The organism is Streptomyces sp. SM1 (assembly GCF_002910825.1).
Lineage (GTDB): Bacteria > Actinomycetota > Actinomycetes > Streptomycetales > Streptomycetaceae > Streptomyces > Streptomyces okerensis.
This window is the reverse complement of the sequence record NZ_NEUB01000836.1, coordinates 1-2,086: the sequence shown is the minus strand read 5'-3', so window position 1 is coordinate 2,086 and position 2,086 is coordinate 1. Positions and strand designations below refer to the sequence as shown.

General features: G+C 70.9%; 1 protein-coding gene and 2 pseudogenes. 2 read left to right on the top strand and 1 reads right to left on the bottom strand.

Features of this window, described 5'->3' with window-relative positions:
• Positions 1-329: transposase (locus B9S61_RS26875; protein ID WP_181007547.1), on the bottom strand; the 329-nt coding region annotated here is incomplete at its 3' end.
• A 184-nt stretch (positions 330-513) separates the two neighbouring features.
• Between B9S61_RS26875 and B9S61_RS26870 the strand changes: the two are divergent.
• Together B9S61_RS26870 and B9S61_RS26865 are read left to right on the top strand one after the other, a co-directional pair.
• Positions 514-1,638 (top strand): annotated as a pseudogene (locus B9S61_RS26870) (XRE family transcriptional regulator); the annotation flags it as partial.
• Positions 1,635-2,086 (top strand): annotated as a pseudogene (locus B9S61_RS26865) (GNAT family N-acetyltransferase); the annotation flags it as partial. The pseudogenes B9S61_RS26870 and B9S61_RS26865, both read left to right, overlap by 4 nt.

Here is a 2,086-nt window from a genome sequence, read left to right as displayed (position 1 = left end):
GCCTTGATCAGCCCGGCCTCGCGGCAGTGCTCGACGAGCCTGTCGAAGAGCGTCCGTTCCAGGCCGTGCCCGACCAGCCGGGCACGGAACTTCGACAACGCGGAGAAGTCGAAGCCGGCATCGGACAGCTCCGTGCCCAGCGCGTACTTCCACGAAAGACGGTCCCGTGACGCGTCCGCGGCCTGCCGGTCGGTGAGGTTCTCGGTGAACTGCAGCACCGTCACCAGGGCAAGCAGCGCCGGGGACTGGGCGGGAGCCCCACGGCTGGGAAACGCATCGGTGAACAACGCGTCGTCGAAGACCTCGGCAAGGTGGTCACGCAGGCGCATGGGCAGGCTGCCACCGGGGAAGGCGGCGCGAGCCGTCCTGGCGGTCTGCTCAGGAACGGGCGGCAATCCCCCCGGCCGCATGGACACCGCACCGACCCCCTACGGCCGGGGCATACAGAACGACCGCACCAACGATCATGCCGGGCCGCCCCGCACCCCTGCAGGCAATTCAGCAACAGAGTCGGTGACCTGGCCAAAGTCCGCTGCCCGCAAGGCACTTGAGGACGTCACCGGACTACCCGCCGTCGCTTTAGGGTTCGTGCCACGGGGCCGGTCGTCGTCCACCCCGGCCCCACCACAGCAGGAGGACCCCGACATGAAGCGCCGCACCCTCGTCGGCAGCATCGCGGCGGCTGCCGCCGCAGCAGCCGCACCCGGCACCGCATCGCCGCGCCGTATCGGCATGAGCGACGTCAACCGCCTGAACAAGCGCTTCGCCGAGATCATCGCCAGTGACCACCGCCACGGCGGACAACTCGGCATCGAACAGCGGGCAGCCGCTCTCGCCGACGAGGCGCTCAATCTCCAGAACGCGGGCAGCGCCACCCAGCGGGTACGAAGCAACCTCTACGCCTCAGCAGCCGCCTTCCGCTCCTCCGCGATGTGGGCCGCCATCGACGGTCGGCGCTACGACGTCGCCAAGGCGCACATGCGCGAGGCCCAGGCCCTCGCCGAGATGTCCGGCGACCAGGCGATCAAGTTCCGCATCTGGAGCCACGCGGGAACCATGTACCGCCACATGGGCCGACCCGCCGACGCACTCGCCGCCAACGACGTCGCCCGCAACCTGCACCTCACCCGCCGAGACCCCCTGTTCGCCTCCCTCGGCCTGGCCCGCCAGGGCGCCATCCACGGCACGGCACAGGACCGCACCGGCACCCGCCGTGCCTTCGAGCAGGCGCAGGACGCCATGCTGCGCGCCAATCCCGCCGACTACCGGCCGGTGTGGATGCTCGCCTTCTACGACCAAGCCGAGTTGGACTCCCTGGCCCTATCCGCGCACTTGGCGCTCGGCGACTACTCGACCGCCGAGTACCACGCCCACCGCTGCCTGTCCGCCCTCCGACCCCACATAGTCCGGTCCCGCGCCATCACCACGACCCGGCTCGCCCACGCCCAGCTCGCCCAGGGCGACCCCGACGCCGCCACGGCCACCGCGATGTAGGTCCCCGCCGAAGCCGCCACCCAGCACGCCCGGGTCACGCGCATGCTGCAGGAGTTCGGGGCCGCACTGCGCGCCACCGCGCCGGGCAGCTCCACCGCACAGACCTGGACCGAGCACACCGCCACCTGGAGGATGGCCGCATGACCACGGCGCCCGCCATCGAACTGCGCACCTTCACCACCCTCGACACCGCCCGCGGCGACCTCCTCGACGTGTACGCCGACGTACGCGCCCCACTCCTCCACCTGCCGAACTACGCCGTCACCGCGTTCGGCGAACGCCTGGACCGACACGGCACCGAGCCGGGCTCACGGCCGTCCTCGCATACGCAGACGGGCACCCGATCGGCTACGCCTACGGCAACACCATCGAGCACGGCGACCGCTACTGGCAGCGCACCAGCCCGACGCCGGCCGAGAAGTACACCGAGCGCCCAGCCGTGGCCCTGAAGGAGATCGGCGTCCGCCCGACCTGGCGAAAGACCGGCACCGCCCGCCGCATCCACGACGCCCTCCTCGCCACCCGCGACGAACCGTTCGTCACGCTCATGGTCAACCCTGCCGCCAGGGACGGAAAGGTCCACGCGCTCTAC